The sequence below is a fragment of the Mesopusillimonas faecipullorum genome (assembly GCF_020539505.1).
GTDB classification, from domain to species: Bacteria; Pseudomonadota; Gammaproteobacteria; order Burkholderiales; family Burkholderiaceae_B; genus Mesopusillimonas; species Mesopusillimonas faecipullorum.
Genome location: NZ_JACDXW010000037.1, coordinates 1 through 4,029, shown reverse-complemented (window position 1 = coordinate 4,029; position 4,029 = coordinate 1). Strand labels below are relative to the sequence as shown.

The following is a 4,029-nucleotide window of genomic DNA, read 5'->3' as shown; positions in this document are numbered from 1 at the left end:
AAAAAAAAAAAAAAAAAAAAAAAAAAAAAAAAAAAAAAAAAAAAAAAAAAAAAAAAAAAAAAAAAAAAAAAAAAAAAAAAAAAAAAAAAAAAAAAAAAAAAAAAAAAAAAAAAAAAAAAAAAAAAAAACCCCCCCCCCCCCCCCCCCCCCCCCCCCCCCCCCCCCCCCCCCCCCCCCCCCCCCCCCCCCCCCCCCCCCCCCCCCCCCCCCCCCCCCCCCCCCCCCCCCCCCCCCCCCCCCCCCCCCCCCCCCCCCCTCGCCTACTGCCATGTGCCACCTTAAACCGTGGTGGGTCAAGCTGGAATCGAACCAGCGACCCCCGCCTTATCAAGACGGTGCTCTAACCCAGTGAGCTTATCCCCCATGCTGATCAACAGCGGTGATTGTCAGGACTTCAACAACAACCGATACATGTGGACGCTTTCGCTTTGTGTCGCACTTTTCCCCCGCCTTATCAAGACGGTGCTCTAACCGACTGAGCTACTGACCCATGCTGATCAACAGCGGTGATTGTCAGGACTTCAACAACAACCGATAAATGTGGACGCTTTCGCTTTGTGTCGCACTTTTTCTTAAAGGAGGTGATCCAGCCGCACCTTCCGATACGGCTACCTTGTTACGACTTCACCCCAGTCATGCCCCCGCCTTATCAAGACGGTGCTCTAACCGACTGAGCTACTGACCCATGCTGATCAACAGCGGTGATTGTCAGGACTTCAACAACAACCGATAAATGTGGACGCTTTCGCTTTGTGTCGCACTTTTCTTAAAGGAGGTGATCCAGCCGCACCTTCCGATACGGCTACCTTGTTACGACTTCACCCCAGTCATGAATCCCACCGTGGTAAGCGCCCTCCTTGCGGTTAGGCTACCTACTTCTGGTGAAACTCGACGTAGCGGCGAAATTCCGGTCGGTACGTCTGCATCAGCCTATGGGTGTGTTTCTGCTCCCACAGAAACCCCCGCCCGACGAACAGACGCTGCTGGCTGACCGGCACGTCCTTGCTGGTCATCACGTAGCGCGGCAAGCGGCGAATGTTACGCCGGTAGCGCAGGATGACGCGGGCATCGCGGTAGCGAATGGCACCGTAGGCGCAGAACGCCAGCGCACTGCCGACGCCCATTGCGGGGCTCAGCGCCGGTTTTCATGGCTTGTTATGACTGTTTTTTTGTACAGTCTATGCCTCGGGCATCCAAGCAGCAAGCGCGTTACGCCGTGGGTCGATGTTTGATGTTATGGAGCAGCAACGATGTTACGCAGCAGGGTGACGGTGTTCGGCATTCTGAATCTCACCGAGGACTCCTTCTTCGATGAGAGCCGGCGGCTAGACCCCGCCGGCGCTGTCACCGCGGCGATCGAAATGCTGCGAGTCGGATCAGACGTCGTGGATATGTGGACGCTTTCGCTTTGTGTCGCACTTTTTCTTAAAGGAGGTGATCCAGCCGCACCTTCCGATACGGCTACCTTGTTACGACTTCACCCCAGTCATGAATCCCACCGTGGTAAGCGCCCTCCTTACGGTTAGGCTACCTACTTCTGGTGAAACCCACTCCCATGGTGTGACGGGCGGTGTGTACAAGACCCGGGAACGTATTCACCGCGGCATTCTGATCCGCGATTACTAGCGATTCCGACTTCATGCAGGATTCCATGTTCTCCGACTTGGTTTCGGTCGCCGGCCACATCTACAAGCACGGGATCGACGACGGCCTGCCGGGCGCATCGGCTGGCTCGCGCGTGCCGATCAACGTCCATGCCGATGAGTTCAACGAGTTGATGGGCGACGAGTTCATTCCGCTGATCAACAAGGGCGGCGGCGCTGGCCTGCAAGTCACCGCGTACACGCAGACCCTCTCGGACATCGAAGCTCGCATCGGCAACCGCGCGAAGGCCGGTCAGGGCGCAGACACGCCTTGCTGATGAGCGCTGCCGCATGCTCAGCCCGTTCATCAAGGTGGATTTCCCAGCCCACAATCATCCGGCTGTAGATATCCATCACTATATAAAGTCGATAAAACTGTCCGCGAACCGCTGTCGGCAAGAATGTGATGTCCCAGCTCCAGGTCTGCAGTGGCGCGTAGGCCACCCATGCTCTGGGTCGGGGTACGGCACGGGGTGGCTGAGCCCGGCCCCGGCGGTGCGCTTGACCATGTTCAGCCAGACTTCCGCGACAGGCTGCCAGTCTCGCGTGGCACGCCCTTTCCACCGCTGAGGCTTGGCCTGTTTAGCTGCTTCATAGACCATGCGACGGCGAGCCATCAGCGCGGCTCAATGTCCATAATGACGCTGCTCCGGAGTAACGAACTTGATGGCGCTGTGTCGGTGCTCAGTGTTGTACCAAGTCACGAAGCGCTGCACCCATTGCCGAGCTTGCTCGATACTTGCAAAGGGCTTCTTCGGATACGCTGGCATGTCCCAGCTCCAGGTCTGCAGTGGCGCGTAGGCCACCCATGCTCTGGGTCGGGGTACGGCACGGGGTGGCTGAGCCCGGCCCCGGCGGTGCGCTTGACCATGTTCACGTAGCACACGGTAAAAGGTCGATTCGCTGGCCAGATATACGCCTTGATCCGCCAGGCACGGCACAATCTGTGACGGCGGCAGGCTTTGGTACTCGGCGCTGTTGCACACAGCCAGAATCGCATCCTTTTCCTCTGTGTTCAAGGCGACTGCACAGAAAGGAGAAGGCGCTGGCTGAAGCCGCTGCGCTGCTGACGCTGTCAAAAAAAGCTCAGGCCATCTGGGGCACGAACGAGGACGACTGATTCCTCTGGAGATGAAACAGATGGCCATGAGCTTGATCGACGAAGCCATCAGGGCCGGTGCACGCCAGTCGCGGGCCTGTGCCATGTTGGGGTTAAGCTGCCGCACCCTGCGCCGTTGGCGCAGCGCCCAGACGCTGGTAGACCAGCGCAAGGGTGCGTCGCCTTTCCCTCACGGTACTGGTTCACTATCGGTCGATCACGAGTATTTAGCCTTGGAGGATGGTCCCCCCATATTCAGACAGGATTTCACGTGTCCCGCCCTACTTATCTGACGCCTAGTCCCACGCTCTTGATTTCATCTACAGGGCTATCACCTGCTATGGCCAGACTTTCCAGACTGTTCGATTATCAAAAGCGCTAACTCGTCAAGGCTGTTCCAGTTTCGCTCGCCGCTACTACCGGAATCTCGGTTGTAGCCCCGTTACATCTTCCGCGCAGGACGACTCGATCAGTGAGCTATTACGCTTTCTTTAAAGGATGGCTGCTTCTAAGCCAACCTCCTGACTGTCTATGCCTTCCCACTTCGTTTCCCACTTAGCCCGTTTTAGGGACCTTAGCTGGCGGTCTGGGTTGTTTCCCTCTTGAGTCCGGACGTTAGCACCCGGTGCTCTGTCTCCCAAGCTGTACTTGCAGGTATTCGGAGTTTGCCTTGGTTTGGTAAGTCGCCATCAGACTGTTCGATTATCAAAAGCGCTAACTCGTCAAGGCTGTTCCAGTTTCGCTCGCCGCTACTACCGGAATCTCGGTTGATTTCTTTTCCTCGAGCTACTGAGATGTTTCAGTTCACCCGGTTCGCCTCCACACGCCTATGTATTCAGCGTGGGATACTGCTTACGCAGTGGGTTTCCCCATTCGGACATCTGCGGATCAAAGCTTGTTTGCCAGCTCCCCGCAGCTTTTCGCAGGCTACAACGTCCTTCATCGCCTGTGATCGCCAAGGCATCCACCATATGCACTTATTCGCCCAAGACCCGCAAGCGGTAGTTCTCAAAATTCCTGAACCCATACGCTCTGCGTGAGAGCATCTCCATCTTCGTGTGGAACCCTTCGGTGATGCCGTTGGATTTGGTGAAGCGCCACATCCTCACGATAGGTTCGAGCCACGATCTGAGCGTTTCAGCCAATGCCCGCGCCGGACTCTCTGTTCAAACTGCGCGATCAACGCCAGGAACGGGCGCATCATCTTCTGAGCCCGCTTTCTGTTCAGGCTCTTCATGACCAGGAAGCCATTCAGTTGCTGTTTGGCGAAGTACAACGCCCGAAGCA

4 protein-coding genes, 1 tRNA gene, 4 pseudogenes and 2 other annotated features are annotated in these 4,029 nt (G+C 56.4%); of the genes and pseudogenes, 2 read left to right on the top strand and 7 right to left on the bottom strand.

The features are described 5' to 3' along the window. Positions 1 to 286: 286 nt before the first annotated feature. Both H0484_RS15130 and H0484_RS15125 read right to left on the bottom strand, forming a co-directional pair. Positions 287 to 361: transfer RNA gene (locus H0484_RS15130), tRNA-Ile, on the bottom strand. 526 nt (positions 362 to 887) lie between these two features. Further along, a pseudogene (locus tag H0484_RS15125) lies at positions 888 to 1,139 on the bottom strand (type IV conjugative transfer system coupling protein TraD); the annotation flags it as partial. A gap of 111 nt (positions 1,140 to 1,250) precedes the next feature. Between H0484_RS15125 and H0484_RS15120 the strand changes: the two are divergent. Continuing rightward, positions 1,251 to 1,394: pseudogene (locus H0484_RS15120) on the top strand (dihydropteroate synthase); the annotation flags it as partial. A gap of 46 nt (positions 1,395 to 1,440) precedes the next feature. Then, positions 1,441 to 1,573: a sequence feature (16S ribosomal RNA rRNA prediction is too short), on the bottom strand. 72 nt (positions 1,574 to 1,645) lie between these two features. After that, positions 1,646 to 1,900, top strand: a pseudogene (locus tag H0484_RS15115) (type IV conjugative transfer system coupling protein TraD); the annotation flags it as partial. On the opposite strand, the gene H0484_RS15295 reads toward H0484_RS15115, so the two are convergent. The 5 genes and pseudogenes from H0484_RS15295 to H0484_RS15275 form a co-directional block, all read right to left on the bottom strand. Next, a complete protein-coding gene (locus tag H0484_RS15295; protein ID WP_390624838.1) occupies positions 1,833 to 2,087 on the bottom strand; it encodes a DDE-type integrase/transposase/recombinase in 255 nt (84 codons plus the stop codon). The pseudogene H0484_RS15115 and the gene H0484_RS15295 overlap by 68 nt on opposite strands. Positions 2,088 to 2,269: 182 nt before the next feature. Further along, positions 2,270 to 2,413 (bottom strand): integrase core domain-containing protein, encoded by a 144-nt coding sequence (locus H0484_RS15290; protein ID WP_390624840.1) that lies wholly within the window; start codon positions 2,411 to 2,413, stop codon positions 2,270 to 2,272. 39 nt (positions 2,414 to 2,452) lie between these two features. Beyond that, positions 2,453 to 2,752: pseudogene (locus H0484_RS15285) on the bottom strand (IS3 family transposase); the annotation flags it as partial. Between the two features lie 172 nt (positions 2,753 to 2,924). Continuing rightward, positions 2,925 to 3,703: a sequence feature (23S ribosomal RNA rRNA prediction is too short), on the bottom strand. Between the two features lie 16 nt (positions 3,704 to 3,719). Continuing rightward, on the bottom strand, positions 3,720 to 3,845 hold the full coding sequence (locus tag H0484_RS15280; RefSeq protein WP_390624839.1) for a transposase: 126 nt from the start codon (positions 3,843 to 3,845) through the stop codon (positions 3,720 to 3,722). Positions 3,846 to 3,847: 2 nt separating this feature from the next. Beyond that, on the bottom strand, positions 3,848 to 4,029 hold a 182-nt coding region (locus H0484_RS15275; RefSeq protein ID WP_390624841.1), incomplete at its 5' end, for a hypothetical protein.

Coding starts and splice junctions, on each gene's coding strand:
- H0484_RS15290 (WP_390624840.1), bottom strand. CDS start 2,413: ATGCCAGCGTATCCGAAGAAGCCCTTTGCAAGTATCGAGCAAGCTCGG.
- H0484_RS15280 (WP_390624839.1), bottom strand. CDS start 3,845: ATGTGGCGCTTCACCAAATCCAACGGCATCACCGAAGGGTTCCACACG.